The following is a 26,089-nucleotide window of genomic DNA, read 5'->3' on the forward strand; positions in this document are numbered from 1 at the left end:
CCGCGAGGTCGGCCGTCTTGTCGCCGGCCCACTCGATGGCATCACCGACCCCCTCGACCGCGTCCTCGGCCACGTCCTCGACCGAGTCGGGTATGAAGTCGCGCCAGCCCATCAGTTACCGCCCCCGTTGCCGTTCGCCTGGTCCAGCAGGTCCTTCAGCGAACCGATCTTCCCGGTCGAGGTCACCGTGTCCTTGGTGTCCGACCAGGTCTTCTTGATGTCCTCGTTGCTCTTCTGGAACGACTCGACGCTGTAGTCCGGCTTGTAGACGTCGGCCCGGAAGATGTCGCCCCAGCCCTTCTGCTCGATGTCGTCCTCGCTGGCGTGGGGGTTGCCGTACGCCGCGTTCGCCGCGACCTTGAAGGCGCCGCCGATGTACTGCTCCTCCTCCCACACGGTGCCCGCCGCGATGCCGAGGTTCCCGGCCAGGGTGGACGCGTCCTGGATCAGGGAGCGCACGCCCCACTCCCAGCGCTCGCAGAAGTCCTCGAAGTCGGTGGCCAGTCCCGCGTGCCCGGCCTCCATCCCCGTCATCGCCAGATCGCTGAACCCCGCACCCTGGGAGGCCCCCGCGGCGTCCGAGGACTCCCGCAGCTCCGAGATCGCCGCGCGCAGCCCCTTCTGGATCGACGCGACCGCTTCCGGAGAGACCTCGAGGTCCCCGTCGCCCGCCATCAGGCCACGTCCACGGCGTCGACGGCGCAGGCATCGGGGACGATCCCGGTGACCGGCGGGAAGAACATCGAACCGTCCGGATCGGCCACGTTCACGACCACCCCCGCCGGCCCGTCCGCCATCGGAACCACGGCATCCACGAGACGGGCACCCAGGATCGCGAGGTAGGTCCACTCCCGGCCGGCAGCGCCGCGCGCCTCGGCGAACCGGGCCAGCGCCTCCTCGTCCGTGAACGCGTACAGCCAGCGGATGCCGCCCTGGACGGCGGACATCAGGCCACCATGAGAACCATCGGAGTCGGCGGAACCGTCGGCTCCGCCGGCGATCGGCACGAGCAGCACGGCCCGGCGGAACTCGCCCACCAACCGCGCCGGATCACCCCGGCCGTCCCGGACGGCTGCTATCTCCCCCGTCAATTCCACGCTCTCGTCCCCCTCAGGTGCTGGTCAGTGGCCGAAAGGAAACCGTACCCCGGGCGGTTGATCCACTTTCAGGGGGATCTCCACCACGCCGCCGAGGCGGACGACTTCCTCGACGCGGGCGCATCTTGTTCTTGAATGGTTGCTCATGTATTTTCAACCCATGCCCAGACCTCGAGAGTTCGAGCCCGACGCCGTGCTGGACCAGGCGATGCTGCGGTTCTGGCTGCGCGGGTACCGGGCCACGTCCATCGAGGATCTGGTCAAGGCGACCGGGGTGAAGCCCGGCAGTCTCTACAGCGCATTCCCCGGCGGCAAGCGCGCACTGTTCCTGAAGTCGCTGGAGCGCTACTCCAAGTTGGTCGTCCCCCAGAAGCTGGGCGAGCTGGAAGCGCCGGGCGCCTCACTGGCCGAGCTCCGCGGGTACTTCGACGGGCTGGTGCGCGATCTCCTCAGCCCGGAGGGCCGGCAGGGCTGCCTGCTGGTGAACACCGCGATCGAGCAAGCGGCCGAGGACGACGAGGCCGCCGCCGTCGTACGCGGCCATCTGGCCCGCCTGGAGCAGTGCATGGCCACGGCCCTGCGGAACGCCCGCAGCGCCGGGGAGGTGCGCGGCTCGGTCGATCCCGTCGGCAGCGCCAAGCTGCTGGTCGCGACGTGCCAGGGGTTGATGGTCGTGGGGAAGGCGAATCCCGACGAGACGGTCCTGCGCGCCATCACGGACAACGCCTTCGCCGCCCTCGCCTGACGACCGGACCGGGAGCCACCCCTGCGGTGGCTCTTTTTTCAGAGCCAATAGTTGAACCACCGTTCAAGAACGGAGTCTGATCCATGAAGGCCATCGTCATCTCCGCCTACGGCGGTCCCGAGGTTCTCCGCATCACCGACCTGCCGGACCCCGTGCCCGCAACGGGCGAGGTACTGATCCGCGTCAAGGCATTCGGCCTGAACCACGCCGAGGCGTACATGCGCGCCGGCGCCTGGGGCGAGGTCGCAGCCGTCCCGGGGATCGAGTGCACCGGAGTGGTCGAGGCGGACCCCACCGGCCGGCTTCCGGCCGGGACCAAAGTCGTGGCGATCCTCGGCGGCATGGGCCGCACCCGCAACGGCAGCTACGCCGAGCTGGTGACGGTACCGGCGGCCAATGTGGTCCCGGTGCGCTCATCGCTGGGTTGGGCCGAGCTGGCGGCGGTTCCCGAGGTGTACGCGACGGCGTGGAGCGGGCTGTTCGGCAACTTGGACCTGCGGCCGGGAGAGCGGGTCCTGGTGCGAGGAGCGACCTCCTCCCTCGGCCAGGCCGCCGTCAACCTCGCCGTCGACCACGGCGCGACGGTGCTCGCGACCACCCGCAATCCCGCGCACGCGCCGTTGTTGAAAGAGCTCGGAGCCGACGAGGTACTCATCGACGACGGCCGTCTGGCGGCGCAGGTGACCACGCGGAAGATCACCGCTGACGCGGTGTTCGACGTCGTCGGCAACAACGTCCTGCGCGACTCCCTGGCCACGGTCCGCCCCCGCGGACGGGTCTGCCAACTCGGCTTCCTCGGCGGCTTCGAGCCGGTGCGGGACTTCGACCCGATCGCCGACCTCCCCACCGGAGTGCAGCTCAGCTTCTTCGGCAGCGCCTTCGTCCTGGGCAGCCCCGAATTCCCGCTCGCCGACGTTCCGCTGGACGCGATCTACGCCAAGGTCGAGTCGGGCGCGATCCCCGCGAGGCCCGTACGCGTCTTCCGGTTCGACGAGATCGTCGAAGCCCACCGGGCCATGGAGGCCGGTGAGGCGCTCGGCAAGATGACCGTCACCGTCGACTGAGCCTCCACACGGCCCGGCGCCCCCCTACGCCAGGCCTTGCCGGTCAGCACCGTTCCCCGGGCTCAGCGCCAGGTTCTTCCGGCGGGCGGGTGAGATCCCAGGTCTTCACCGTGTGGTCCGCGCCCGCCGTGACAGCTACGGTCCGGCCGTCCACGACCGCGGTGGCCACGTCCCAGACCTGGCCCGTGTGGCCGGTGAGCGGTGCTCCCTCCTGCTGCCGGGTCGTCATGTCCCACACCCGTACCGTCCGGTCCAGGCCGGCGGTGACGGCGAGAGTGCGCTGATCGGCGTGGGCTGCGGTGACGGCCCAGACGCGATCGGTGTGGCCGCCGAGCGGCCGGCCCACGGGCCGCCCGGTCGTCGCGTCCCGTACCCGTACCAGCCCGTCGTCCTCGGCGGTGAGGGTGACCGGTTGCCCGTCCAGCACCACGCTCTCCGCGGCGCCGGTCGAGCCGGCCGGGCCGGCGCTGCCGCCCAGGTGCGACCGGGTGTCGCGACGGCCGGTGATCAGCTCCCACACGCGTGCTTCCCGGTCGTCCCCGACGGCGGGGGCGAGGTGCTGTCCGCTCGGTGCGAGGGTCTCCACGACACGTACGCCGTCCGCCCCTTGACGGGCGGTGGCCAGGTCCCAGATGCGCAGGGTCCCGTCGGCGCCGGCCGCGAGCGCGACGCGCCGGCCCCCGATCACGGCGGTCTCGACCCCGCGCGCGGCTGCGCCGATCCTGAGGCCGGTCGTCACGTCCGCGAGGAGCGTCCCCTCTCCGGTGTCGACCGTGACGGCGACGACTCGCCCGTTCACCACCGTCACCGCCGCCACGTACGGGATGTCCTCGGCGTCCGGATCCTGCAGGTCCGCGGGGGCGGTCCCGGGGTCGTCGAGGGGGTGGCCGGTGGTCAGGTCCCACAGCCGCGGCGCCCGGTCCGCCCCCTCCGTGAGTGCGAGCGAGCGCCCGTCGAGCGATACGGCGCTCACCACGTCCAGGGACTCCCCCACCTCGCGGCCGGTGGCCACGTCCCATACACGGATCGTCCCGTCCGCTGCGCAGGTGAGCACCACGGACAGCCCGTCCAGCACCGCCGTGTCCGTCACTTGCGCGAATTCGCCGACGCGGCGGCCCGTCGCCATGTCCCACAGGCACGCGGTCCCGTCCACGCCGCGCACGGTCTTGTCCCGGCTGCCCGTGACGGCGACGGGCCGACCGTCGACCACCGCCGTCGCCACGGCCCGCACCGGGCCGCCGTGGCCGGTCAGGGAACGCAGGAGTCGATGGTCACGGGGCAAGCCCTCAGAAGACTCGATCATGCCCTGAAGAGTAGGACGTGTCCGGCCGATCATGTGACTACTCCCTTCCCAGGTCGTTGCGCTGGGCACGGGGCGGGGCGATCGGACGGATGCCGGCGGCACATCGGGACATCGGTACATCACAAAGGAACCCCTCACCCGCAGGCGGACGAGCACCGCTGCTCGACCGCCGACAGGCCGATCAGCAACCCGTCGCCAGTACCAGCTGTGAAAACAGCCCACGCCGTGACGCCCACGCCGCCACGGACGGGTGCCGGATGATCGTAGGTCGTATGGCGTGACGAGCTTTCGCCCGGAACGGAAAAAGTTTTCCGCAACCATCTATCGAATGGTCGTTCGTTGGGAATGCTGCGTGTAATCTCCCGCCTCCGCTCGACGCTCCGTCTCAGCGTTCCGCCCGGGCGGGCCTTCCGTTCTGAGCCTTCGGGAGGTAACACGCCATGCAGAAACTCCCCACTTCGCCGTCGGTCCCCAGCCGCCGCGACCTCTTAGCCGGCCTCGGCCTGGCCGCCGCCACCCCGCTCCTCCTCGGCGTCACCCCTGGCCCCGCACTCCGCGACCGCTCCTCCCGCCCGCCCGCTCCGGGTGGCCGTACGGTCCTGCTGCGCGGAGCCTCACTGGTGCTCACCATGGACCCCGCCATCGGCACCGGCCCCCTCGGCGCCGTAGCGAACGCCGACGTCCTGATGCGGAACGGCACCATCGCCGCCGTCGGCACGGCACTGCGGACACCGCCCGACGCCTGGGTGCTGGACGCCTCGGGCAAGCTGGTCATGCCGGGGTTCGTAGACACCCACAACCACCTCTGGCAGGCGGTGATCCGGGGAGGTTGTACCGACCGGGACCTGTTCGGCTGGTTCCAGGGGTGCACCGACCCCCAACGCGGACGGCTGACGCCCGCGGCAGTCCACAGCTTCGTGCGGCTCGCGGCCCTCGACGCCGTCCAGTCGGGTGTGACGACCCTGGTGGACTGGGTGGACATCTTCTCGTACGACCTCATCGAGAGCTATGTACGGGCCCTGGCCGACACCGGGGTGAGGTTCACGTACGCGATGTTCCCCCCGGCGCCCGACGCGGTGCTGGTCAGAAAGGTGAAGAAGGAACTGGTCGACCCGGTGCCGCTGGGTTCCTTCCAGGTCGCCACACATGCGGCGCGGGCGGTCCAGGACCACAACCGCGCCCACTGGGAGGTCGCCCAGGACCTGGGGGTCATGCTCAACTCCCACGTCCTGGAACGCCCCGAGCAGCGCGCCGACGACCCCATCGGGGTCCTGACCGACATCGGCGCGCTGGGGCCGCGGCTCCTGATCAACCACGCGATCCACCTGACGGACGCCGAGATAGCCGCCGTCGCCGAGCACGACGTACGCGCGGCCCACTGCCCGCTCAGCAACATGCGGCTGGCCTCCGGGATCATGCGGCTGTCCGAGCTCGGGCGGCGGGGCGTCAAGGTAGGTCTCGGCCTCGACGGCGGCACCAATGACTGCTCCGACTTCCACGCGCTGATGAAGACGGCCATCGGGCTGCAACGCGCCAGCACGACCGAGGTCGAGGTCTTTCCGCAGGTGACCGACGTCTTACGGATGGCGACGCTGGGCGGAGCCGAAGTCCTCGGCCTCGCGGACCGGGTGGGTTCCCTGACCCCCGGGAAGCAGGCCGACCTCGTGGTCATCGACCCGGCCGCCTTGAACTTCGCACCGCGCTTCGACTGGGTCGGCCAGATCGTCTTCAACGGGCGACCCGAGAACATCGACGCCGTCTTCGTGGACGGGCGGGCACTGAAGCTCGGCGGCCGGCTGGTCGACGTCGACACGGAGCGCGTCGTACGGGAAGCCGAGGCGGCTGCCACCCGCCTCCGCGCGGCCGGCTAGGGGGTGTCCGTAACGTCGTGCCGTTTCACCCGAGGCTCAGAGGGTCTCGCTCAGAGAGTCCGCCAGCCTGCGCCGCGCCGTCCGTGTCGCCGGTACCAGCGCCGCCGCCACGGCGCCCAGGACCGCCGTCGCGACCACCGTCAACAGCACCGGCAATGGCGGCAGTTGGGCTATGCCCGCGCCGATCCCGCTCGACGCGCCCTGGGTGTCCACCAGCCAGCTGCCGGACAGCGCCCCCACCGTCGTCCCCACCACGGCGGAGGCCAGCGCGGTCAGTCCGGCGGCGGTCACGATCATCGCGCCGATCTGCCGGGGCGTCAGCCCGATCGCCTTCAGCGCGAGCAGGTCCCGCCCCCGGTCGCGTACGCCCGTGCCGATCAGCGTCAGCAGTTCGATCAGCCCGATCAGCGCCAGCACCGCGATCAGGGCGGCGATCACTCCGCGCGCCGGCTCCAGCCGGTCCACCGGATTGGGCGTCTCCCGGACCTCCAGCGTTCCGCCGGCCGCCGCGGCGAGCGCGGCGCTCACCGCCCGCGGGTCCGCGCCCTTGCGCAGCACCAGGGCGTGGTAGTCGGGCCGCAGCCCCGGATCACGTTCCCGCAGTGCGTCGACGGTCGTGGTGATCACCCGGCCCCCGGATTCGGGCTCGATGGTGCGGCCGACGAGGTGCAGGATCTGCGGCCGTCCCTCGACGGTCATCCGCACCCACGCGCCGACCCGCACCCCGAGGAGGTCGAGCAGCCCCTGCCCGGCCACTGCCTCGTCCGGACCGCCGGCCGCGTGCCCTTCCACCACCTTGGAGGGGTACGGGTCCCGGGCCGTGCCCAGCCCGCGGAGCGTGATGGTGCCGGTCTGCCCCGGTACGAGCGCCGCCATCTCGGCGCCCGGATGGACCGCGGCGATGCCGGGAATCTCCGCGAGGGTCTTCTCCACTTCCGCATCGGACGACGCGGCGGGCTGTTCGGCCCGTACGGTCAGCGCCGCGGGCAGTCCCATCTGCGCGGGCCGGCTGCGGAACTGGTCCAGCGTCGACCAGGCCACGAGCGCGACCGTGATGAGGACCAGCGGCAGGGCGAGCCGGGCCACCGGTACGAGCGTCCGGCCGCGGCGCGGAAACGCCGCCCGCCACCCCAGGACCAGTGCGGGAGGCACCCGTATCCCCAGGGCCCGCCGGCCGAGCGCGGTCATCGGCGCGGCGGACGGCAGCGCCGCGCGGGCCACCGGCACGGGCGGTACCCGTCCGGCCCGCCAGGCCGAGAGCCCGGTGGCGGCCGCGATCAGCAGCACCGCGCCGCAGGGGACGCCGATCATGAGCGCGGTGTGGCCCGGCAGGTCCTGCCAGACCGCCGCCGCCTCCCCGATCCGTCCGGGTATCCGGGCGCCGAGCAGGGCGATCGCGGCCGTGCCGAGGGCCACGCCGAGGAGCGCGAAGGCCAGATGCTGTACGAGGAAACCTCGGGTCACCTGGCCCGGGGTGAAACCGACGGCCTTGAGGACGGCGATGTCCCTGAGCTGGCCGCGTACCCGCGCGCCGACCGCACCGGCCGCGGCGAGCGCCGCCGCGAGCAGCGCACCGAGCCCGAAGACGGCGAACATCTGGCCGAGGAGCCGGTCGTCGCCGCCCGCCTCGGCCCGGGCCTGCTGCCATTTGGTGACCTGGGCCACCCGGTCGGCGCCGAGGAGGGTCACGGCGCGCTGGACGATGAAGTCGGTGTCGTCCGGATCCTCCAGGCGCAGGCCCACGCTCTGCCCAGTGTCTCCGTGGGCGATCCCGTCGAGGGTGCCGGAGAGCACCCAGCCGGTGCCGGGCCCGCCGCCCGGGTGGTAGCGGGGCTCGGCCACCTCGGCGATCCCGCTCACCTGCAGTACGTGCGGGGCGCCGTCCGGCCCGGTGACCCGTACGGTGTCGCCCGGCTCGGCCCAGAGCGCCCGCGCGACCGAGGCTTCCAGCACGACGGCGCCCGTGCCGGCCCCGGTGTCGTTGTCGGCGCGTACGCCGTCGTCCGGCCGCGGGAACCAGCTGCCGGCGGTGACGAGCGGCCGGCCCGTCTCCGGGGGCGCCTCCGAGGCTGCGCGCAGCGTCACCCCGACCCGCGCGCCGCGCGACTCGACCGTCGTCGTCGCGGTGCGGTAAGGCCCGGAGAGGGCTGCGACCCCGTCCACGCCGGACAGGGCGTCCATGTCCGCCCCGGCGCGGGTCTGGAGCCAGATGTGTGCGCCGTGGGACTGGTTGAAGATCCGCTGCCAGGGGTTCGCGGCATAGCTGAACAGTGCGCCTGCGAGCAGGAGCGAGGCGATGATCCCGGCGCTGGCCAGCACCACGAAGAGGGCTTCGCCGCGGTGTGCGCGGAAGTCGGCGTGCGCCCAGCGCAGCGTGGCCCGCACGGTCACCGCTTCGGTTCCAGGTCCAGGTCCAGTACGCCGGACACGCCGCGGGCGGGGCCGCGCCGACCGCCGCCGTCGAGCTGCGCGTCGTCGGCTATGCGGCCGTCGAAGAAGCTGATGACGCGGTCGGCGGCGCTTGCCATCCGGGCGTCATGGGTGACCATCATGATCGTCTGACCGCGCTGGTGGAACCGGGAGAGCAGCCGCAGCACCTCGCGGGTGCCCTTGCTGTCGAGGCTGCCGGCCGGTTCGTCGGCGAGCAGCAGCGTGGGGTGGTTGACCAGGGCACGGGCGAGCGCGACCCGCTGCTGTTCCCCGCCGGACAGCTCGCCGGGCATCGAGCGCTCGCGGCCTTCGAGGCCGAGTTCGGCGAGCAGTTCGGCGCGGGATGCGCGGGCGGCCTTCGGGGAGGCACCGGCCAGCAGGGCCGGCAGTTCGACGTTGTCGGCGACGGTGAGGTTGGAGACGAGGTTGAAGAACTGGAAGACGACCCCGATGCTGCGGCGCCTGAGGACCGCCCAGCGGGCCTCGCGGTACTCGTCGACCCGCTCTCCCCCGAGCCACAGCTTCCCGCTGTCGGGCCGCTGGAGGCCGCCGATCAGATGCAGCAGCGTGGACTTGCCGGCTCCCGACGGCCCGGTGACGGCGACGAACTCGCCCGGCTGGACGGACAGGTCGACCCCGCGCACGGCGTGCACCGGCACGCCCTCGCCGTGGTGCGTCTTGGTCAGGCCCTCGGCGCGCACGATGGGCGGCGCGGGCACGGCAGGAGCGGTGGTGGCGTCGGTGGTGGCGTCGTCGCTCATTCCAGCTCCTCCTGACAGCGTTCCAGCCAGTCGAGGTCGGCCTGCAGGTGCAGCATGGCGCCCTCGATCAGCAGTTGGGAGATCTTGTTGTCGCGGTCCTCGGCCGCCGCCAGCTTGGACAGGTCCCGCATGGTGTTGAGGTACTGCCGCCGCTGCTTGTTGATCAGCGCGATCGGGTCGGCCAGACCCGACTGCGGTGCGAGTGCGAGCTTCATGAAGAACTCGTCCCGTACCCGGGGCTCCTCGGCGGTTTCCTCGAACCAGGCCAGCACGGCCTCGCGCCCGGCGTCCGTCAGCCTGTACGTGCGCTTGTTGGGCCGGCCCGACTGCTCGACGTCCTCGCCCTCGATGAGGCCGCTCTTCTCCAGCCTGCCGAGGGTGACGTAGATCTGGCCGACGTTGGGCTGAGGGTACGCGGCGCCCAGGAGCTTCTCAAGGTCCTGCTTCAGCTCGTAACCGTGCGCAGGGCTACGGGTGAGGAGCGCAAGGAGCGCCAGCCGCACTCGCTCCCCCTCCTTCCCGCTCCGTAGTCAACGGTTCACTCGGCAGCGGACCGGTGCAGCCGCCGTACGCCTCGTCTGCCTGGACGTCTAGTATCGCCCATGCCTAACGGGTATATATAGGCCACGATGGTCGGCAGCGCAGCCGGATCGTGCACTGGGAGGAATCTATGCGGTGGATGCGTGCCGCGGGTAGAGCTCTCCTGGTCGGGGCGGTGGTGCTGGCGGGGTACGCCGGTTTCGGCGTCCGCGCCGACGCGAGCCTGGCCGCGGAGGGGCGCGGTCCCCTGACGCTCGTGACGGCGGGCGATCTGACCGACTACCTCTCCCCGCTCCTGGACGACTGGAACGACGGCCATCCCGGCGAGCGCGTCACGCTCGTCGAGCTGCCCGATTCGGCGGACGAGACCCGGGCCCAGATGATCAGCGAACTGCGGTCGGGCCGCGACCGGTTCGACGTACTGAACATCGACGTCGCCTGGACGTCCGAGTTCGCGGCGGCCGGCTGGATCTCCCCGCTCGAGCGCGACCGCTTCCCCCTGGACGCCTTCCTGCGGCCCGTCGTCGACACCGCGACCTTCGACGGCCGGCTGTACGCGGTCCCGTACGTCACGAACGCGGGGCTGCTCTACTACCGCAAGGACATCCTGGAGCGGGAGGGCGAGCAACCGCCGCGCACCTGGGCCGAGCTGGTCCGCCAGGCGCGCACGATCGCCCCGAAGTACGGACTGGACGGCTATGCCGGCCAGTTCCTGCCGTACGAGGGGCTCACCGTCAACGTCACCGAGGCCGTGCACTCGGCGGGCGGTTCGATCCTGCGCGACGACGGCGCGCGCGTGACGGTGGACTCGGATGCGGCACGTGCCGGACTGCGGTTCCTCTCGGACGGTGTGCGGGACGGCTGGATCTCGCGCGAGGCGCTCGGCTACAAGGAGGAGGAGTCGCGGAAGGCGTTCCAGGACGGCCGGCTGCTCTTCCTGCGGAACTGGCCGTACGTGTACGCGGACGCCGGCGCGAGCGGGTCGAAGGTCGCGGGCAGGTTCGGCGCCGTGCCGCTGCCCGGACCCGACGGGCCCGGCACCAGCGTGCTGGGCGGCTCCAACCTCGCCGTGAGCAGCCACGCGCGGCATCCGGCGTCGGCGGCCGACCTGATCTCCTACCTCACCAGTGAGCGGGTCCAGCGGCAGGTCCTCACCGAGGGCTCGCTGCCGCCGGTGCGCGCCGCGCTGTACGAGGACCCCGAGCTGATCCGCGCGTATCCGTACCTGCCCACGCTCCGCGAGAGCGTGCTGTCGGCGGTGCCACGCCCGAAGAGCCCGCGCTACGACCAGGTGAGCCTGGCCGTGCAGGCCGTGGCGCAGGACGTGATGGCGCTGCGCCAGACGCCCGAGCAGGCGACGGCGCGGCTTGCGCGCGAGCTCGGGCCCCTGTCCCGCAAGGGCTGATCGCACCACTCTGCTTCCTCCGCTTTCCCCATCTCTCCCGAGGGCATCTACTTACATGTTAAGTAGATGCCCTTCGTCGTGCATGTGGGCACTTAGGTACAAACCACCCCAGCTTTTTGCTGTTTCTGGACACATCGTTGACACCTTCCGGTCGCTGATACTTAACATGCATGCATAACAGCGCACCGATCCGGGGCGCTCTCGCATTCAGCAGAACAGGTCGACGCGAGATGCTCAGCACCCTTCCGGCCGACACCGGCCACTCCTCCCGCACCACCACCCCGGCTGCCCCCTGGTGGCGCGACGCGGTGATCTACCAGGTCTACGTCCGCAGCTTCCTCGACAGCACCGGGGACGGCATCGGCGACCTGGCCGGCGTCCGGGCCGGGCTCCCCTACCTGCGGAAGCTCGGTGTCGACGGCATCTGGCTCAGCCCCTTCTACCCGTCGCCGCAGCACGACCACGGCTACGACGTCGCCGACTACTGCGGTGTCGACCCCGTTTACGGCGACCTCGCCGAGTTCGACCGGCTGGTGGCCGACGCCCGCCGGCTCGGGCTCAAGCTGCTGCTCGACATCGTTCCCAACCACTGTTCGAGCGAGCACCCGTGGTTCCTGGACGCGCTCGCCGCGGCGCCGGGCAGCGCGCCGCGCTCCCGCTTCCACTTCGCGCCCGGCCGCGGCCCGGACGGGGCCGAGCCGCCCAACAACTGGCACGCCATGTTCGGCGGTCCCGCCTGGAGCCGGACCACCGGGCCGGACGGCACCCCCGGCGAGTGGTACCTGCACCTCTTCACGCCCGAGCAGCCCGACCTGAACTGGCGCGACCCGGTCGTGGGCGACGACTTCGAGCAGGTGCTGCGCTTCTGGCTGGACCGCGGCGTCGACGGCTTCCGCATCGACGTCGCCGCCGGACTGTTCAAGCACCCCGATCTGCCCGATTCGGACGACCCCGGAGCCGACGAGCGCGCCCGGGACGCCGTCAACCAGCTGGCCTGGAACCGGCCCGAGGTGCACGACGTATGGCGCCGCTGGCGCTCGGTGTGCGAGGAGTACACCGCCCGGGACGGCCAGGAGCGGCTGCTGGTCGGCGAGGTGTCCGTGCCCACCGCCCGCGAACACGCCGCGTACGTCCGCCCCGACGAACTGCACCAGGCGTTCTTCTTCGACCTGCTCAGCGCGCCCTGGGACGCCGACGCCTTCCGCGCGACGATCACCGAGGCGATACGCGACATCGCCGGCACCGGCTCCACCGTCACCTGGGTGCTCAACAACCACGATCAGGTCCGTACGGTCACCCGGTACGCGGGCGAGCCCGGAGTGGGAAGCAGCGGGCTGGGAGCCGCCCGCGCCCGCGCCGCCGCCCTGCTGATGCTCGCACTGCCCGGCGCCGCGTACGTCTACCAGGGCGAGGAGCTCGGCCTTCCCGAGGTGCTCGACCTGCCGGACGAGGTCCTCACCGACCCGATCTTCCACCGCACCGGCAGCCGCAAGCACGTCCGGGACGGCTGCCGCGTGCCGCTGCCCTGGTCGGGACACGCCTCCCCGTTCGGCTTCAGCCAGGACGTGGCCGGCGCCAGACCGTGGCTGCCGCAGCCCGAGTGGTTCGCCGAGCACGCCACCGACCGCGCCCTGGCCGACACCCGCTCCTTCTGGCACCTCTACCGGGACGGCCTCCAGCTGCGGCGCAGCCTGCCGCAGCTCGGCGAGGGCGCCCTGCGCTGGCTGGACGCACCCCCGCAGGTGCTGGCGATCGCCCGCGGCGACGGCCTGATCTGCGCGGTCAACTTCGGCACGGAGCCGGTGCCCGCGCCGGTCGCCGGACCCCCGCTGCTCGCGAGCGGACCCTGCCCCGACGGTGTGCTCCCCGCGGCGACCGCCGCCTGGTGGACGGCCGAGTGCCCAACCCCCTGACCCCACCCGCCGGCCTCCCCGGCTGCCGGCCTCCCACGTACCGACCTCCCGAGAAGGAGCTCATCATGCGACGACCCAGCAAGACGACCCGGCGGACCGCTGCCACCGCATCGGCGGCCCTCGCCCTCGCCCTCGGCGCCACCGCTTGCGGCGGCGGCACCACCGGACCCGCGAGCGGCGGTGAACTGAGCGGCCAGACCGTGACCGTGGCCGGTGTCTGGACCGGCAGCGAGCAGAAGAACTTCAAGAAGGTGCTGGACGCCTTCACCGAGAAGACCGGCGCCAAGACGGTCTTCGTCCCCTCCGGCGACAACGTCTCCACCTTCGTCGGAAGCAAGATCGAGGGCGGGAACGCACCCGACGTGGTGATGGTTCCCCAGGTGGGCGTGCTCCGGCAGTTCGCCAAGGAGGGATGGCTCCTTCCCCTGTCCGACCAGGCCGCCAAGACGGCCGCCGCCTCCCTCGCCCCGGTGTGGGAGAACTACGGCAGCGTCGACGGCAAGTACTACGGCCTGTACTTCAAGGCAGCCCACAAGTCGACCGTCTGGTACGCCCCCGAAGCCTTCGCCCAGGCCGGTGTCAGCGAGCCCAAGAGCTACGCCGACCTGCTGAAGGCCGGCCGTACGCTCGCCGACTCCGGCCGCCCGGCCTTCGCCGTAGCCGGCGAGGACGGCTGGACCCTCACCGACTGGTTCGAGAACATCTACCTCTCGCAGGCCGGCCCGGAGAAGTACGACCAGCTCGCGCAGCACAAGATCAAGTGGACCGACGACAGCGTCGTCAAGGCGCTGACCACCCTCGGCGAACTGTTCAAGGACAAGCAGCTCGTCGCCGGCGGCGCCCAGAGCGCGCTCGCCACCGACTTCCCCTCGTCGGTCGAGCAGGTCTTCGGCCCCGAGCCCAAGGCGGGCATGGTCTACGAGGGCGACTTCGTCGGCGGGGTCGCCAAGGACCAGTTCGGCAAGAAGCTCGGGGAGGACGCCAAGTTCTTCCCGTTCCCCGCGGTCGACGGCGGCACGACGCCGGTGGTCAGCGGCGGTGACGCGGCCGTCGTCCTCAAGGACGCCAAGAACAACAAGGCCGGCATGAAGCTGCTCGAGTTCCTGGCCGGGCCCGAGGCGGCCGAGGTCTGGGCCGGCGCGGGCGGCTTCCTGTCCCCGAACACCCAGGTCGACCTCGCCGCGTACGGCGACGAAACCACCCGCAGCACCGCCAAGTCGCTGGTCGCGGCGGGCAACTCGGTCCGCTTCGACATGTCCGACCAGGCCCCGGCCGCGTTCGGCGGCACCAAGGGCGCCGGCGAATGGAAGCTCCTCCAGGACTTCCTGCGCGACCCGTCGAACCCGCAGGGCACGGCCGCGGAACTCGAGGCCGCAGCCGCCAAGGCGTACGGGAACTGAGGCGGCCCACCATGGCTGACACCCTGACCGCCCACACCCGGACCGCCCGCGCCGCGGCGAACCCGCGGCGCCTGGCCCAGCGAAGGAAACGCCGCCTCGCGATCGTCTTCGTACTGCCGGCCTTGCTGCTGCTCGGCGCGCTGGTCGTCTATCCGGTCGTCTTCTCGTTCTGCCGCAGTCTCTTCGACGCCAGCGGCGACCGTTTCGTCGGCGCCGGGAACTACGCGGCGATCATCGACGACCCGGCCACCCTCAAGGCGATCCGCAACAGCACCATCTGGGTCGTCGTCGCCCCTCTCCTGCTGACCGGACTCGGGCTGATGCTCGCCGTGCTCACCGAGAAGGTGCGCTGGGCCACCGCCTTCAAGCTGGTGCTCTTCCTGCCGATGGCCGTGTCGTTCCTCGCCGCGGGCATCGTCTTCCGGCTCGCCTACGAGCAGGACCCGAACCGGGGCGTGCTCAACGCGGTCGTCGTCGGCGTCCACGACACCTTCGACGACACCGCCGCCTATCCCACGGCCCGTGCCCGCGAGGGCCAGGGCCTGACCGGCAGGGCGGGCGGCCCGTACAGCACCGAGCAGACGGTACGCCCCGGCGGTTCCGTCAGCCTCGGCTTCGTCGGCGTGGCACCCGGCGCGATACCCGCCGACGCGAAGGCCGCGGCCGCCGCGGCGCCCGGTGCGGACGGGATCGGGGGCGTCGTCTACCTCGACTTCGCCCCCGGCGGCGCCGGCACACCGGGCAAGGTCGACCCGGGCGAGCGGGGCCTGCCCGGCATGACGGTCGAGGCCGTACGGGACGACGGCCGGGTCGCCGCGACCACGACCGCCTCCGCCGACGGGTCGTTCCGCTTCACCGGGCTCGCCGACGGCGCGTACACCGTACGACTGCCCGCGGCCAACTTCGCGGCGCCCTACCAGGGCGTGAACTGGCTCGGCCCGGCGCTCGTGACGCCGGCCATCATCGGTGCGTACCTGTGGGTGTGGACAGGCTTCGCGATGGTCCTGATCGGCGCCGGGCTGGCGGCGATCCCGCGCGATGCGCTGGAGGCCGCGCGGATGGACGGTGCCAGCGAGGGCCAGATCTTCCGCAGGATCACCGTGCCCCTGCTCGCACCCGTGCTCACCGTCGTGTTCGTGACGCTGGTGATCAACGTGATGAAGGTCTTCGACCTCGTCTACATCATTGCGCCGGGACCGGTCCAGGAGGAAGCGAACGTACTGGCCACACGGATGTGGCTGGTCTCCTTCGGCGGCGGCAACGACCAGGGGCTCGGCAGCGCCCTGAGCGTGGTGCTCCTGCTGCTGGTCGTCCCGGCGATGGTCTTCAACATCCGGCGTTTCCGAAGGAGCGGAGCATGAGCAGCCACAGCACCATCGAGCGCCGGCGGTCCCGGCGGGCCACACCACCGGTGAGGTCCGTCCCGGCCCCGTCCGCGCAGGGACCGCGCCGCAGGAGCCGGCTGTCGCGCCTGCTGAGCAGCTCGGTCGTCCAGGGCCTGCTGATCCTGGTCGCCCTGGTGTGGATCACCCCGTTGGCCGGGCTGTTCCTGTCCTCGATGCGCTCCGAGCGGGACAACGCCTCCGACGGCTGGTGGACCGCGCTGACCGACCCGTCCCAGCTGTCCCTGGACAACTACGGCGCCCTGCTGAAGGACTCCGGCATCGCGGAGGCGTTCGGGAACACCGTACTGATCTCGGTGCCCACCACCGTCCTGGTGGTCGGCATCGCGGCGCTCGCCGGATACGCCTTCGCATGGCTGGACTTCCCCGGCCGGGACGGCATCTTCCTGGTGGTCGTCGGGCTGCTGGTCGTACCCGTGCAGATCGGGCTGCTGCCCGTGGCCAAACTCTTCGGCGCGGTGGGACTGTTCGGCACGATCGCCGGAGTCGTGCTCTTCCACGTCGCCTACGGGCTGCCGTTCGCGGTCTTCCTGCTGCGCAACTACTTCGCCGAGATACCGCGCGAGATGCTGGAAGCCGCCCGGATGGACGGCGGCAGCGAGTGGCGGATCTTCTCGCGGCTCGTGCTGCCGCTGGGCCGGCCGGCCATCGCGAGCCTGGCCATCTTCCAGTTCCTCTGGGTCTGGAACGACATGCTCGTGGCGCTGCTCTTCGCGGACAGCGGGTCCCAGCCGCTCACGGTCGCACTGCAGTCCCAGATGCGGCAGTTCGGCAGCAACATCGGAGTCCTCGCGCCGGGTGCGTTCCTTTCGCTGGTGGTCCCGCTGGTCGTCTTCTTCGCCTTCCAGCGGCACTTCGTCCAGGGCGTGATGGCCGGCTCGGTGAAGTGACGGACTGCGGGGCGACTACGAAGCGGCCGGGGCCGGGGTGCGGGGCATGATGCGCATGCGGTCCCCGTCGAACGCCACCGTCTCGCCCGGCAGGATCAGCAGGCCGGATTCGCCGTCCTGGCAGACGCGGCCGATGCGGCGGACCTGGACTGCCGGGCCCAGCACTCCGGCCATGAAAATGGTCGGGTCGACCTCCCACCCCCGCGCGTCGAGCCAGCGCTCCAGTGCCTCGCTGTCCGCACTCTCCGCTCCGCGCGGCCAGTCGTACGTGCTCGCCATGCCTGCCCCCTGTAGCTGGTCTGATCACCGCGCCAGATGGTGCCACCCGCCTCCGACAGCCGCACGGCAATACCTGGGCTCCCCTACTCGGCGGTACCGGCGGAGCCCGCGGGATCGATGGCGGTAGCCGGGACTGCTCTGGGGATCGAAGGCACAGCCCCGATTCGCCTTGATTTCATCAACGCCCCCTGTGAGCGACACCACTGACGGCCTGAAGGGCATCCGTTCGGGGCGAAGTCACGTGCGTCGGCCGCCGCACACGTGACAGAGACGACAGGAGGAGCAAACTGGTCGGAGCCCTGCCGCTGCATGCGGAACTGGAGGGGCCGAGGAGAGGCGAGGTGGCCGACGGGGCGGAACCATCGGCGGACGCCGAGGGCGGCGGGGGTTCCGTCGAGCTCTGCTGAAGCGGACGCTCGGCTCCTTTCAGGTGTTCGCGATCTCGTTCGCGTTCATCTCGGTGGCGGTCAGCATCTTCGCGACGTACGACGACGTGCTGCAGAGCGCGGGGCCGGTCGGGATCTGGCTCTGGATCATCGCGGCGGTGGGACAGACCCTGGTGGCGCTGGTCGTCGCACAGTTCGCGGCCCGTATCCCGCTCAGCGGCTCCTCCTACCAATGGGCCTCACGGCTGGCCACCCGAAGGTCGGCTGGGGGTTCGGCTGGCTCACTTTCTGTTACCTGGCGATCGCCGTGGTGGCGATCGACAACGCGCTGGCGAGCCAGGCGTTCATGCCGCTCGTCGGCCTCGCACCGGACGAGGGCACGGCGCGCCTGATCACGCTCGTGGTGCTGTTCGTCCAGGCCGTGGTCGCGGTGGCCTCGACGCGCATCGTCAGCCTCATCAACTCGGCCGCGGTCGGGCTCGAACTGGCGCTCGTCGTGGTGGTGGCGATCGCGCTCGTCATCGCCGTGGCGGTCACCGGCGACGGGTCTGCCGGCAACCTCACTTCGCGCGGTGTCGCCGAGAACGCCCCCGACTATTTCGCCGTCGGCGGCGGTCTGATGATCGCGATGATCATGGGTCTCGCGACGCTGGTCGGCTTCGACTCCGCGGCGAACCTGGCCGAGGAGGCCAAGGACCCCTTCCGTACCGTGCCACGCGCGATCGTGGGATCGGTCGTGGCGGCCGGAGTCCTGGGAATGCTGTTCCTGATCACGCTCACCGTCGCGATCGACGACATCCCCCGGGTCTGCGCGAGCGGCTCGCCGGTCGCGGCGATCATGCGGGACCAGTTCGGTCCGGTGATGGAGAAGACGCTGCTGGTCGGGATCACGTTCGCGTTCTTCGGCGCAGGGATCGTGGTGATGGTCGCGTGCTCGCGGCTCATTTTCGCGATGGCGCGCGACGCACGCTTCCCTGCGCACCGGTTGATGCGGCGGGTCAACCCACGGACGCAGACGCCGATCCCTGCGACGGTCCTGATCTTCTCCCTCGGGGTCCTCCTGATGGTCGCGCTGCCCGGCGCCGCGCTGCTGGAACTGATCACGGCGTCGACGATCCTCCCCGCGATCACCTACGGCTCCACGATCGTCCTCTACCTGGCGGTGCGCAAACGGCCGGGGCGCAAGGAAGGCGCGTTCGACCTCGGGCGCTTCGAGCTGCCGATCGCGATCTGCGCACTGGTGTGGACGCTCATCGCGCTGTTCGTTCTGGTGACTCCCGAGGAGGCGCTGGTCTCCGTGGTCATCGTGGTCGGACTGCTCCTCGCGGGCGGGCTGTTCTTCCTCGTCATGCTGAGATTCGACCGCGAGGCGCTGGAGAGCGAGCCGGGGGACTCGAGCGCCTTCATGCACTGACGCGAAAGTCTCGTTGTCGGTCGGGCGTGCGACGATCCGGGGCATGATCGTCTCGCTGGAATCCCTGCTTCCCGTCACGGGCCCGCACGCTTCGACCACGTACGCCGACTGGGTCGCGGCGCACGACCCGGACGCGGTCGACGTCGCGCGCGACCTGATGGAGGGAATGCGCACCGAACTCGGCCGGTCCTGGACCAAGCCCGGCCGGTTCGTCGACACGATGGCGGCGCGGGCGCGACGACTGCCGGATGCGCATCTGCCGTGGTTCTGGGACACCGTGGGCCACCGGTTGATCGGCTACGGGAGCCGGCCCGGCGGGAGGGCTTACGCCGCGGCGCGGGCAGCCGAGGCCCAGCACGGGCTCCCGGTGGATCCGGGATACCGCAGGGCCAATGCGCTGCTGTTCGCGGCGGGCGGGGCCATGCCGGCCAAGGAGTTCGGGGCCCATCAGCGGTTCCTCGCCGAGACGCTGGAGCCGGCCGCCGCGCACACGGCGCTCGAGGCGTTCCTGACCGCATGGGCGGGATCGGCCGCCGACCTGCCGGCGGATCTGGTGCGCCGGGTGCGGGCTTCCGCCAAGGCTGCCGGGCACGGGGAGGCGGAGATCGCGCGGATGGTGGGCGCGCTCCTGTCGGTCACGCGGAAGAAGTCCGTGCCGGAGGCTCTGCTGGACGCCGCGGGCCCGGTCCTGGCGGCGCATCCGCCGACGGACGGGACCGCGGCCGGGCTGGTCGAGGTCTTCCCGGACGGGGTCACCGACGGAGGGGCCTGGCTGCGGATGCTGATCGGCTGCGGCGCGGCCGGGGCCATGGCGGCCGGGCGGGTGGTACCGGAGGGCGGACTGCACCACTGGGTGGGGCACTTCGTGCACATGTACCAGTACGCGGCGCAGTCCGGCGGCGGAGTCGCGCGCCAGCAGCTGCCGGTGGAATTCCTCGACCTGGTGGGCGAGTTGGGTCCACGGCTGCGTGCGGAGGGCGCTGCGGTGACGGTGCACACCACCCGGCACCACTACCAGGGTTTCGACGCGGACGTGTTGGACGCCTGTCTGGCGGCCGGGGTGGCGGTCGTCGACCCGGGCCCGGAGACGCGGATGCGCTTCTGGGCCGAGCGGTCCCGGCGGGACCTGTCCGCGCTGGCCGCCGACCCGGTGTTCGGGCCGCGGCTGGAGGGGACCGTACACGCGGACCTGCTGCCGCGGTGGGCGCCGCAACGGCGGCGCCGGGCCGGGTCGGCGGTCACGCTGCTGCCCGGCAACGAGGGCATCGCCCGGGAGGTCGCGGGGCGCGTGGCCAAGCTCGTCGACACCGTCGCGGGCGGCGGCATGGCCGGAGCCGAGGAGGCCGTGGCCGAGCTGGAGACGCTGCTGGACCGGCCGACCGTATCGGCGCTCGGCGGGATCTGCGACGCCCTCGCCGAGGCGGGAGCGGCGGGGGCGCTGCGGCGCTCGCTCGTGGCCGGTCTGCCGGAGGAACTGGCCTGGCCGGTCCTGGAGTCGGTGTACGCAGAGTTCGCGGCGGGCGCAGGGGCCGAGGAAGCGGACGGGGTGCTGCCGGGGGTGGCGGGGGTGACGACCACCTGGCCGGTGCTGACGGTGTTCGGGCGGGACCGGGCGGTCGCCGTCGACCCGGACGGGGTGCGCGGGTCCTGCCGTTTCACGGTGCCCGACGACTCGACCATGTACGCGGTCCACTACGTGGGCGGCTCCTTCCTGGTGAGCTGGACGGTCAAGCCGAGCCCGTACTACTGCGACACCGCCGTTTGGGCCGACCGCCCCACGGAGCCGTTCACGCCGGACGAGCTGGGCGGGCTGGTGCCGTTCGGCGGCAGCCTCGACGGGGCGTACGGATTCCAGTTCGAGACCGCCGACGGAGGCGGGCGGCACGGTGGTCGGCGGGTGCTGCGTCCGGGCGGCACGGAGGGCATCGACCGGGACGAACTGCAGCTCGGCGACGGGACGCGGATCTGGACCAACGCCGTGTTCGGGCGCCGGCCGTGGGAGCTGGTGGACCCGGTCACCGGGGAGCCGCAGGGCGCGGTCGCGCTGCCGGACTTCCCGGGCCGTCCCGCGCGTACCGATCCGGCCGCCGGGCCCTCCGAGGTCGGCATGACCCTGGCCGCGGAGGCCCTGCAGCTGGCAGCGCTGCCCGCCGGTCTGGCCGGCTCCCCGCTGGGCAGCCGGGACGGGCTGGTCGGGACCCGGGTGCTGTTCCGCACCCGGCACCGCGATCACGCGCCCGACCACTTCCTGGTGGAGAGCGTGGACGGGCGCACGGCCCGCTTCGACATCGACCGGCCGGGGCAGGAGCCGTGGGCCCTGTGGGCGCCGCCGGAGGGCGCGGTGGAGGACGTGGTCCTCGCCGAGGCGGAGACGCGGACGGGCGTGCGCGCGTACGCCGCCGACGGCGCCCTGCTGTGGGAGTTGGACGGGCACCACTCGCCCCGGCATCCGCGGGTGAAGGCGGTCCGGCGGGCCACCGCCTCGGGCGGTGTGGCCCTGCCGCCCGCGTTCTGGTACCTGCTGCGGACCCGGGACGCCGCCGGTTCCCGGGCGCTGCGGGCCGTGGGCCGGGATATGGCGGAGGCACTGCTGGCGGCCGCCGACGCCGATGAGGAGGTGCTCCGGGCAGCCGTGGCCCGGGAGTTGCCGGAGGTCACCGACCCGGTGCTGGTCGAGGCGGTGGTGGCGGTGGCCGCCCGGGCCGCCCGGGTGGAGGGGCGCAGGCTCGCCCTGCACCGGCGGGTCACCCTGCTCGCCGAGGCGCCGCCGGCCCTGCCGGGCCGGTCCGCGCCGGACACCGAGCTGCTGCCCGCGCTGTTCGGGCTGGTCTCGGACGGGGAGCGGGACCCGCGGCGACGGAGCCCGGTCGCGCCTTTGGCCGCGACGCTGACCGCGTTGGCCTCCGACGGCGCCTGCTTGGCGGGAGCCCTCGGGGAGGAGGTGCGCCGGCTCTCGCCGCCGGCGCCGCCGCAGGACTGGTCGCAGCTGATGGGCGCGATCGACGCCGCAGCCTGGCGGGCGGCCGTGGCACCGACCCCGGACGGGGCCCGGGCCGCCCTGCTCGCGTTGCTGGACACCTGGGCCGAACAGCCGTTCGCCCGTACGGGCACCCGGTGGTGGGTGGGCCGTGCGTCGGCGGAGCTCCTGGACGGGCTGCGCGAGGGCGGCACCGCGGTGGCGTCCTGCGCGGTGCGGGCCGGCGGGTCGGAGTGCTGGTTCGTGGCGGCCGCCGCCGAGGACCCGGCCGGCGACCCGGTCCCGGCGGCCGTGCCGCAGGCGCGCTGCGTCCGCGTGGAGCGGGACGACGCCGCCAGGCTGCGGGCCCTGGTCGCGGCGGTCGAGGCGCACGGGCCCGTCCCCGTTCCGGAGTCGGCGGCCGCGCGCTTCGCCGAACTGACGGGCGTCCGACGGGCGGTGGCCCGGCTGGTGGTGTCGGGTCTGGTCGGCCGGCCCGACCGCGACGAGGACCGGTCCCTGGTACGCAAGGCCCCGTACAAGGCCACTCCGATGACGGCCGAGTCCTACGATCGGCTGCGCGCGCAGCTCGGCGGCGCGGGCCGGCGGGCCGTCCTGGCGGCGGCCCTGCCCGAGGATCCGGCGGAGCTGTGGCGGCCCGGCGGGGTCGAGGCGGCGGTGGAGCGGATGGCCGAGGTGTGGCGGGAGCGCATCGGGGAGCAGCCGGCCGTGTACGACGAGGCGGCCGACGCCCTGGAGGCGGAGCTCGAACTCCCCGAGGTGTGGGCCCGTCGGCTGGCGGGCGGGTACGGGGCGGCTGCGGACGCGACCGTGGAGGCGGCCGGCTGGGAGCTGGCGGCGACCCGGTACGGCATCGGGGTCGAGGTCCGGGCCGTGCCGCCGGCCGGACCGGAGTTGCCCTACCGCACCCCGGTGGGCCTCTCGTACCGGCAGATCGCGAGCGCGCTGGTGTGGGCGTGGACGGACCGGCCCGTCGGCGACCCGGCGGTGGCCGGCGCGACGGCCCTGTACGAGCGGCTGCGCGCCGAACTGGATCGTCCGGAACTGCTGGTGGCGCTGCCCGGTGGGCGGGTCCAGGACACCTCGGCGCGGATCGCGGAGCGGTTCGGGCCCGGGCAGCTGCCGGTGGCGATGGACGCCCGCAAGGAGGAGGGGCCTGTTCCGGTGACCGCGTACGACTCCGGGCCGCTGGTGGTGTGCGCGCCGGGCGGTGCCTCCTTCCTGCGGCCCGCGGCGGTGGCCGACCCGGAGCTGTGGCAGCGGGTCCTGGAGGTCACCGACCTGGCCGAGGAGCTGGAGCGGGTGGCGCCGCTGCTGACCGGCGGCGGGCTGGAGCGGATGATGCGGCGGGCCCGATCGGGAGCGGTGCCGGCCGGGGCGTACGAGGCGGACCCGCGGCAGTCCTGCCCGGAGCTGGTCGCGCGGGCGGCGCAGCAGCTGGGCGTCGGCGCGGACGCGGCGGCGCTGTACCTCCAGCTGGCGACGCTGGCCGCGCCCACCGACCGGAACGTACGGCGGTGGAACGGCTGGTCGGCCAAGCAGCACGCGCAGGCCCGGACGGAACTGCTCGGCACGGGCGCGGTGGTGGAGGCCAAGCGGTCGCGAGCGGGCCGGACGCTGTTCCTGCCCGGGGAGTGGACCGAGCTGAAGGCCCCGCACCTGCCCTTGGAGACCGTGAAGCTGGCGGCGCACGCGGTGCGCCCGCTGTGGCGCAACCAGATCCACAGCCCGTTCGGGCGGGTCTTGCCGACGGCGCCGCTGCACGAGATGTTCACGGCGGCCTGGGAGCGGGTCTGCGGTGGCGAAGGAGACGGCGGCGCGGGAGCCAGTGGCGAGGGAGGCAGTGGCGAGGGAGGCAGTGGCGAGGGAGGCAGTGGCAGCTGAGGCCCCGCAGCGACCGGCCCCGTGGGCGTGTCAGCCGAGGACGAGCGGCAGTTTCGCGGCCCGCCCGACGAGTTCGGCCTGCTCCGCTTCGGTCGGGGCCCGGCGGCCGGTGCCGATGAGGAGGGCGTCCTTGTCGGTGAACGACGCGGGGAACGCCGCGCCGGCGATCTCCTCCAGCATCGCGCGGGACCGGGCCAGACCCTCCCGGGGCGGTTCCGCCGCGTCCGGGAGGTGCACGATCAGGTCGAGGTGGTGCAGCGTCCATTCCAAGACGTACGCGGTGAGGTAGTCGCCGACGGTGAGGACCTCGCCGCGGGTGCTCACCCGTGCGCCGGGGTCGGCGAGTTCCGCGGCGCGTCCGGCGGCGGAGCCGACGTCGTCGAGGTGGAAGGTGAGCAGGCGCGGTTCCCCGTACGCGGCAGCCAGCCGGACGATCAGCGCGTCGAGCGGATCCTCGCCGGTCGGCGGCCGGTCCGCGACGTTCCAGTAGGTCACGGCGTCGACGGTCGGTTCTGCCTCGGCAGGGGTGACGAGGGTGATCAGGACGTCCTGCGCGTCGATGACCAGGTGGCACACCAGGTCCCGCACGAGCCAGCCGGCGCAGCCGGACGGCTGCGCGAAGGCCTCGTCCGGGAGCGCCGCGACCGCCGTGCGCAACGCCGTCCAAGAGCGTGAGAAGAGATCCACACCGGCACGGTAGTGCGGAGCCGGAATGCCGGACAACTCCGCATCCCCGGCGGACACTACCGGCCGATCAGCGGCAACACCGGGAAGGTGTGGTCCTGCCAGATCAGGCGGGAGCGCTCTTCCGGATAGGCGGTGACGGCCGGTCGGGTGTCGAACAGCTGGGCGAGGCGTCGACCGGTCTCGTACGCGGGCCACCCGGGGTCGCCGTGGGCGGCGAACGAGGTCCAGGCCGCGCGCATCCGGGCGGACAGGGCCTCCGCCTCCGGGGACGGCGCCTCGCCGATCAGCACGGCCGGCTGGCCGCGGTCCAGGTTGCCGAAGACGAGCGGTACGTCGAGGCCGTGGCAGGCGCCGAACGCGCCGCCCATGCCCTGGGCGGGCCAGGTCAGTTCGTAGACGTGCGCTCGGCCGCCGGCTGCCGTCTGGGCCTCGGCGAGGTGGAGCGTCGGCATCCGGAACAGCCAGTCGGAATGGACCAGCTCGTACAGCTCGTCCGGGCTCGCCGTCGGGAAGGCCTCGCGGTAGCGGCGCTCGCCGTCCGGTCCCGGGGCGAAGAGGCGGAGGGCGCCGGCCGCCTGCTCGTCCGTCACCTGGCCCAGCAGACCGTCGAGGGCGGTGAACAGGCGCTGCTCCTCTCGGGTGTGGCCGACGAGGAGTTCCACATCGCGGCCGGCGCCGTCGGTCAGGGCCTGCCACGGGGTGACGGCCAGGACGTCACCGTCGACGACGGGTGAGAAGGGGATCGACCTGTGCGCGGCCAGGCCCCAGCGATGCGCGCAGCGGTCCATCTTGGCGCTGACCGCATCACCGGCGGCGGTCAGCCGGTGCGGAGCAACGCCGGAAAGGCCGGCCACCGTGGGCCGCAGTCCCAGCTCGGCGGCGCAGGCGGCGGTGATGTCCGCGGCGAGCTCCGGCGAGAAGAACGTGCCCTGCGCGCTCTGGGCAACGGCCCGGCGGAACAGCCCCGTTGCCCGGTCCGTCGCCAGCAGCGCGGCGACCGATCCCGCCCCCGCCGACTGGCCGAAGACCGTGACGCGGTCCGGGTCGCCGCCGAACGCCCGGATGTTGTCGCGCACCCACTCGAGTGCGGCGATCTGGTCGAGGAGTCCCCGGTTCGCGGGAGCCCCCTCGATCTGCCCGAAGCCCTCGATGCCCACACGGTAGTTGAACGTCACCACGACGACGCCGCCGTCCCGCGCGAGCCGGCCGCCGTCGTACTCAGGGAGGCCCGACATGCCGATCACGTAGGCACCGCCGTGGATCCACACCATCACCGGCAGCCCGGCGTCCGGGCCAGGGTCGGGCGACCAGACGTTGACGGTGAGCCAGTCGTCGCCCGCGGCGTCCTGCGCCAGCGCGTCCATGCCGAACACACCGGCCTGCGGGGGCGGCGGACCGTACGAGACCGCCTCCCGTGTCCCGCTCCAGCCCGCCGCCCGCCGTGGCGCGGCGAAGCGCAGGGCGCCGACCGGGGGCTCGGCGTACGGGATGCCGCGGAAGACCGCCACGCCCGCCTCCCGGGTCCCGCGCAACGCCCCACTGGCCGCGTGGACTTCGGGCCCGGGCCCGGGCTCGGAGGACTCGTACGCGGCAGCGGTCATCACAGTTCCCCTCGGGCGGGTCGACAGGGCTCACGGCGG

Annotated in this window: 19 protein-coding genes; 10 read left to right on the forward strand and 9 right to left on the reverse strand. The window is 72.6% G+C overall.

The window, feature by feature from the left end; translation table 11 throughout:
* Positions 1–111: 111 nt before the first annotated feature.
* Both ACZ49B_RS30810 and ACZ49B_RS30815 read right to left on the reverse strand, forming a co-directional pair.
* Positions 112–675 (reverse strand): hypothetical protein, encoded by a 564-nt coding sequence (locus tag ACZ49B_RS30810; protein WP_468312091.1) that lies wholly within the window; start codon positions 673–675, stop codon positions 112–114.
* Complete coding sequence (locus ACZ49B_RS30815; protein WP_468312094.1) at positions 675–1,097, reverse strand: SseB family protein; 423 nt, start codon at positions 1,095–1,097, stop codon at positions 675–677. The genes ACZ49B_RS30810 and ACZ49B_RS30815 overlap by 1 nt, the downstream gene beginning before the upstream one ends.
* Before the next feature lie 160 nt (positions 1,098–1,257).
* Here ACZ49B_RS30815 and ACZ49B_RS30820 point away from each other — a divergent pair, with 160 nt between their 5' ends.
* On the forward strand, positions 1,258–1,842 hold the full coding sequence (locus ACZ49B_RS30820) for a TetR/AcrR family transcriptional regulator (protein ID WP_468312097.1): 585 nt from the start codon (positions 1,258–1,260) through the stop codon (positions 1,840–1,842).
* A gap of 83 nt (positions 1,843–1,925) precedes the next feature.
* Positions 1,926–2,906, forward strand: a complete 981-nt coding sequence (locus ACZ49B_RS30825; RefSeq protein WP_468312100.1) for a zinc-binding dehydrogenase — start codon at positions 1,926–1,928, stop codon at positions 2,904–2,906.
* A gap of 43 nt (positions 2,907–2,949) precedes the next feature.
* On the opposite strand, the gene ACZ49B_RS30830 is transcribed toward ACZ49B_RS30825, so the two are convergent.
* Positions 2,950–4,209 (reverse strand): WD40 repeat domain-containing protein, encoded by a 1,260-nt coding sequence (locus ACZ49B_RS30830; RefSeq protein ID WP_468312103.1) that lies wholly within the window; start codon positions 4,207–4,209, stop codon positions 2,950–2,952.
* Positions 4,210–4,649: 440 nt separating this feature from the next.
* Between ACZ49B_RS30830 and ACZ49B_RS30835 the strand changes: the two genes are divergently transcribed.
* Positions 4,650–6,080, forward strand: a complete 1,431-nt coding sequence (locus ACZ49B_RS30835; protein WP_468312106.1) for an amidohydrolase family protein — start codon at positions 4,650–4,652, stop codon at positions 6,078–6,080.
* A gap of 36 nt (positions 6,081–6,116) precedes the next feature.
* Here ACZ49B_RS30835 and ACZ49B_RS30840 read toward each other — a convergent pair whose 3' ends face one another.
* The 3 genes from ACZ49B_RS30840 to ACZ49B_RS30850 are packed head-to-tail and all read right to left on the reverse strand — an operon-like array spanning position 6,117 to position 9,774.
* Positions 6,117–8,465, reverse strand: a complete 2,349-nt coding sequence (locus ACZ49B_RS30840) for an ABC transporter permease (RefSeq protein ID WP_468312256.1) — start codon at positions 8,463–8,465, stop codon at positions 6,117–6,119.
* A gap of 2 nt (positions 8,466–8,467) precedes the next feature.
* Positions 8,468–9,271 (reverse strand): ABC transporter ATP-binding protein, encoded by an 804-nt coding sequence (locus ACZ49B_RS30845; RefSeq protein WP_468312109.1) that lies wholly within the window; start codon positions 9,269–9,271, stop codon positions 8,468–8,470.
* On the reverse strand, positions 9,268–9,774 hold the full coding sequence (locus ACZ49B_RS30850; protein WP_030869259.1) for a PadR family transcriptional regulator: 507 nt from the start codon (positions 9,772–9,774) through the stop codon (positions 9,268–9,270). The genes ACZ49B_RS30845 and ACZ49B_RS30850 overlap by 4 nt, the downstream gene beginning before the upstream one ends.
* Before the next feature lie 167 nt (positions 9,775–9,941).
* Here ACZ49B_RS30850 and ACZ49B_RS30855 point away from each other — a divergent pair, with 167 nt between their 5' ends.
* From ACZ49B_RS30855 to ACZ49B_RS30875, 5 genes are all read left to right on the forward strand, one after another.
* Positions 9,942–11,216: an ABC transporter substrate-binding protein gene (locus ACZ49B_RS30855; RefSeq protein WP_468312112.1), complete on the forward strand. Its 1,275-nt coding sequence runs from the start codon at positions 9,942–9,944 to the stop codon at positions 11,214–11,216.
* Between the two features lie 230 nt (positions 11,217–11,446).
* Positions 11,447–13,129, forward strand: a complete 1,683-nt coding sequence (locus ACZ49B_RS30860) for a glycoside hydrolase family 13 protein (protein ID WP_468312115.1) — start codon at positions 11,447–11,449, stop codon at positions 13,127–13,129.
* Between the two features lie 65 nt (positions 13,130–13,194).
* Entirely contained in the window at positions 13,195–14,529 is a 1,335-nt protein-coding gene (locus tag ACZ49B_RS30865; RefSeq protein WP_468312118.1) for an ABC transporter substrate-binding protein, read from the forward strand.
* An 11-nt stretch (positions 14,530–14,540) separates the two neighbouring features.
* Entirely contained in the window at positions 14,541–15,890 is a 1,350-nt protein-coding gene (locus ACZ49B_RS30870) for an ABC transporter permease (RefSeq protein ID WP_468312121.1), read from the forward strand.
* Positions 15,887–16,822, forward strand: coding sequence for a carbohydrate ABC transporter permease (locus ACZ49B_RS30875; protein WP_468312124.1), 936 nt, complete (start codon positions 15,887–15,889; stop codon positions 16,820–16,822). Before ACZ49B_RS30870 ends, ACZ49B_RS30875 begins: the two co-directional genes overlap by 4 nt.
* Positions 16,823–16,837: 15 nt before the next feature.
* On the opposite strand, the gene ACZ49B_RS30880 is transcribed toward ACZ49B_RS30875, so the two are convergent.
* On the reverse strand, positions 16,838–17,101 hold the full coding sequence (locus tag ACZ49B_RS30880; RefSeq protein WP_468312127.1) for a hypothetical protein: 264 nt from the start codon (positions 17,099–17,101) through the stop codon (positions 16,838–16,840).
* 618 nt (positions 17,102–17,719) lie between these two features.
* Between ACZ49B_RS30880 and ACZ49B_RS30885 the strand changes: the two genes are divergently transcribed.
* A complete protein-coding gene (locus ACZ49B_RS30885) occupies positions 17,720–18,901 on the forward strand; it encodes an APC family permease (RefSeq protein ID WP_468312130.1) in 1,182 nt (393 codons plus the stop codon).
* A gap of 43 nt (positions 18,902–18,944) precedes the next feature.
* Positions 18,945–23,762: a hypothetical protein gene (locus ACZ49B_RS30890; RefSeq protein WP_468312133.1), complete on the forward strand. Its 4,818-nt coding sequence runs from the start codon at positions 18,945–18,947 to the stop codon at positions 23,760–23,762.
* A gap of 30 nt (positions 23,763–23,792) precedes the next feature.
* Here the strand turns inward: ACZ49B_RS30890 and ACZ49B_RS30895 are convergent, their stop codons facing one another.
* On the reverse strand, positions 23,793–24,449 hold the full coding sequence (locus tag ACZ49B_RS30895) for a maleylpyruvate isomerase N-terminal domain-containing protein (protein ID WP_468312135.1): 657 nt from the start codon (positions 24,447–24,449) through the stop codon (positions 23,793–23,795).
* Between the two features lie 56 nt (positions 24,450–24,505).
* Complete coding sequence (locus ACZ49B_RS30900; protein WP_468312138.1) at positions 24,506–26,050, reverse strand: carboxylesterase/lipase family protein; 1,545 nt, start codon at positions 26,048–26,050, stop codon at positions 24,506–24,508.
* Positions 26,051–26,089: the final 39 nt, after the last annotated feature.

The sequence above is a fragment of the Streptomyces sp. NPDC031132 genome (assembly GCF_055570595.1).

What these genes read in the sequence shown, in the direction of transcription:
- ACZ49B_RS30820 (WP_468312097.1), top strand. Translation starts at nt 1,258, where the DNA reads ATGCCCAGACCTCGAGAGTTCGAGCCCGACGCCGTGCTGGACCAGGCG.
- ACZ49B_RS30860 (WP_468312115.1), top strand. Translation starts at nt 11,447, where the DNA reads ATGCTCAGCACCCTTCCGGCCGACACCGGCCACTCCTCCCGCACCACC.
- ACZ49B_RS30830 (WP_468312103.1), bottom strand. Translation starts at nt 4,209, where the DNA reads ATGATCGAGTCTTCTGAGGGCTTGCCCCGTGACCATCGACTCCTGCGT.
- ACZ49B_RS30890 (WP_468312133.1), top strand. Translation starts at nt 18,945, where the DNA reads ATGATCGTCTCGCTGGAATCCCTGCTTCCCGTCACGGGCCCGCACGCT.
- ACZ49B_RS30880 (WP_468312127.1), bottom strand. Translation starts at nt 17,101, where the DNA reads ATGGCGAGCACGTACGACTGGCCGCGCGGAGCGGAGAGTGCGGACAGC.
- ACZ49B_RS30870 (WP_468312121.1), top strand. Translation starts at nt 14,541, where the DNA reads ATGGCTGACACCCTGACCGCCCACACCCGGACCGCCCGCGCCGCGGCG.
- ACZ49B_RS30875 (WP_468312124.1), top strand. Translation starts at nt 15,887, where the DNA reads ATGAGCAGCCACAGCACCATCGAGCGCCGGCGGTCCCGGCGGGCCACA.
- ACZ49B_RS30845 (WP_468312109.1), bottom strand. Translation starts at nt 9,271, where the DNA reads ATGAGCGACGACGCCACCACCGACGCCACCACCGCTCCTGCCGTGCCC.
- ACZ49B_RS30865 (WP_468312118.1), top strand. Translation starts at nt 13,195, where the DNA reads ATGCGACGACCCAGCAAGACGACCCGGCGGACCGCTGCCACCGCATCG.
- ACZ49B_RS30810 (WP_468312091.1), bottom strand. Translation starts at nt 675, where the DNA reads ATGGCGGGCGACGGGGACCTCGAGGTCTCTCCGGAAGCGGTCGCGTCG.
- ACZ49B_RS30885 (WP_468312130.1), top strand. Translation starts at nt 17,720, where the DNA reads ATGGGCCTCACGGCTGGCCACCCGAAGGTCGGCTGGGGGTTCGGCTGG.
- ACZ49B_RS30835 (WP_468312106.1), top strand. Translation starts at nt 4,650, where the DNA reads ATGCAGAAACTCCCCACTTCGCCGTCGGTCCCCAGCCGCCGCGACCTC.
- ACZ49B_RS30825 (WP_468312100.1), top strand. Translation starts at nt 1,926, where the DNA reads ATGAAGGCCATCGTCATCTCCGCCTACGGCGGTCCCGAGGTTCTCCGC.
- ACZ49B_RS30855 (WP_468312112.1), top strand. Translation starts at nt 9,942, where the DNA reads ATGCGGTGGATGCGTGCCGCGGGTAGAGCTCTCCTGGTCGGGGCGGTG.
- ACZ49B_RS30900 (WP_468312138.1), bottom strand. Translation starts at nt 26,050, where the DNA reads ATGACCGCTGCCGCGTACGAGTCCTCCGAGCCCGGGCCCGGGCCCGAA.